This window comes from Mesorhizobium sp. M7A.F.Ca.MR.362.00.0.0, from assembly GCF_004023175.1.
GTDB lineage: Bacteria > Pseudomonadota > Alphaproteobacteria > Rhizobiales > Rhizobiaceae > Mesorhizobium.
Window position 1 is genome coordinate 1 of sequence record NZ_RZTF01000629.1, and the last position, 2,291, is coordinate 2,291.

The following is a 2,291-nucleotide window of genomic DNA, read 5'->3' on the forward strand; positions in this document are numbered from 1 at the left end:
AGAGATGTCCGGCAGGACAGTGAGGGGCAGCGCTGACGGTAAGATTCCGCATTCGGCGCACGCGAATGTGCGTCGCGCCGCACTATTTGATGCAATAGACTGATCCCTATGGAAGCCACGAGGAGTGCAACCATGACCAACATCAAGATTTCAAACCGTTCGCTCGGCTTTGTCAAAGGCGCCCTCGCCGCGCTTGCACTTGCCGCCGCTGGCGCCGCCTTCTGGCTGACGCCGGCGGTTTCGGCCGAGGACGCGGTGAAGATCCCGCCGCCGGCAATCGACGAGAAGGCGGCCACCGGCACTGAAAAGGCGATCTTCGCCGGCGGTTGTTTCTGGGGCGTGCAGGGCGTCTTCCAGCACGTCAAGGGCGTCACCAGGGCCGTCTCCGGCTACTCCGGCGGCGACAAGGACACCGCCGTCTACGAGACGGTCGGCTCAGGCCGCACCGGGCATGCCGAATCCGTCGAGATCACCTACGATCCGTCGAAAATCACTTATGGCCAGCTGCTGCAGGTCTATTTCTCGGTCGCCCACAACCCGACCCAGCTGAATTTCCAGGGTCCGGACTCCGGCACGCAGTACCGCTCGACGATCTTCGCCGAAAACGATGCACAGAAGAAGATCGCGCAAAGCTACATCGCCCAGCTCGACCAGGCCAAGGTGTTCCCGGAGCCGATCGTCACCACGCTGGAAACCGGCAAGACCTTCTATCCGGCCGAGAATTATCATCAGGATTTCCTGACGCTGAACCCGACCTATCCCTACATCGTCTACAACGACCTGCCCAAGGTGGCGAATTTGAAGGCACTGTTCCCGGCGCTCTACAGCGACAAGCCGGTGCTGGTGCTGTCGGCGAGCAATTGAGCTGAGCGCTGTTAATCTCCCCCCTTGAGGGGGAGATGGCCGCGAAGGGCCAGAGGGGGGTCGGCTCGACCGGTCTCGGCCTCTTGCGACAGAATGAGGTTAGCGCTCTACGTGTGGCGACCCCCTCTGTCGCCTTCGGCGACATCTCCCCCTCGAGGGGGGAGATTAGCTCCCGCCATCCCCTTCAATCATACGTCAAATCCCTCGCCTTGCCGCCGAACACCCGGTAGGCATAGAACGAATAGAAGATGATGACCGGCAGCACGACCACGGTGCCGGCGAGGATGATGGCCAGGCTCTCCGGCGCGGAAGCCGCCTGCCAGATGGTCAGGCGATCCGGCACCACGAACGGGTAGAACGACCAGGCGAGGCCGGCAAAGCCGAGCGCGAAGATGGCGGCCAGCGTCAGGAACGGCATCAGCGAATGGCGGTCGTCGGGCTTCGGCAGATGGAAGGTCTGCCGCCACAGCCACAGGAACAAAAGCGCCGACAGGATCGGCAGCGGCGACAGATAAAGCATTTCCGGCCAGACGAACCATTTGTCGAAGATGCGCGGGCTGGCGAAGGGCGTCGCCAGCGACACCGCCGCCATGCCGAGCGCGGTCAGCACCAGCGCGGTGCGCAGCCAGCGCACCGCTTTCTTCTGCAATTCGCCTTCGGTCTTGTAGATCACCCAGGCGGCGCCCATCGCCGCGTAGGCGGCGGCAAGGCAGAACGCCACCAGCACGCCGAACGCCGTGCCGCCGAGGCCGACATCGAGCCCGAGCACATAGACGCCCAGCATATAGCCCTGCGCCAGCGAGGCGATGAGCGAACCCAGGAAGAAAATACGGTTCCAGCGATGCTTGCGGCCAGCTGGCACCTTGGCGCGGAAATCGAAGGCGACACCGCGCAGGATCAGCCCGAGCAAAAGCACGAAGACCGGAATGTAGAGCGCCGTCAGGATGACGCCATGCGCCAGCGGGAAGGCGACCAGCAGCAGGCCGACGGCCAGCACCAGCCAGGTCTCGTTGGCGTCCCAGAACGGGCCGATCGCGGCAATCATCGTATCCTGTTCGGCGTCTTCAGCGGCGGCGAACAGAATGCCGATGCCGAGATCGAAACCGTCGAGAATGACGTAGATCAGGATGGCGAGGCCCATCAGGCCGGCGAAGATGAGGGGAAGCGCGGTTGGCCAGTCGAAGCTCATCTTTTTCTCCTCACTCACCAAAGCCGGCTAATCGCGATGTGATCGGATGGGACTCTATCGAGGCTTCAGATCGATTGCCGAAGTCGGCGCCGCCCCTCATCACCCTGCCGGGCACTTCTCCCCGTATAGGGACGGGGAGAAGGGGGCTGGCCGCAATCTCGGCGCTTTTCTTGCAACGCTGGTGATTGGCGAAACCGTCGATGCGAGCGCCCCTCTCCCCGTCCCTATACGGGGAGAG

General features: G+C 63.1%; 3 protein-coding genes. 1 reads left to right on the top strand and 2 read right to left on the bottom strand.

All coding sequences use genetic code 11. The features are described 5' to 3' along the window. Positions 1–132: 132 nt before the first annotated feature. Entirely contained in the window at positions 133–864 is a 732-nt protein-coding gene (msrA, locus tag EOC06_RS36150) for a peptide-methionine (S)-S-oxide reductase MsrA (protein ID WP_127319767.1), read from the top strand. Between the two features lie 184 nt (positions 865–1,048). Here the strand turns inward: msrA and EOC06_RS36155 are convergent, their stop codons facing one another. Together EOC06_RS36155 and EOC06_RS41130 are read right to left on the bottom strand one after the other, a co-directional pair. Continuing rightward, the gene (locus EOC06_RS36155; protein WP_128310041.1) at positions 1,049–2,053 is read right to left on the bottom strand and encodes a cytochrome d ubiquinol oxidase subunit II; all 1,005 of its coding nucleotides are present in this window, start codon (positions 2,051–2,053) and stop codon (positions 1,049–1,051) included. A gap of 10 nt (positions 2,054–2,063) precedes the next feature. Then, positions 2,064–2,291 (bottom strand): hypothetical protein (locus EOC06_RS41130; RefSeq protein WP_128310042.1); only part of this gene is annotated, 228 nt, incomplete at its 5' end.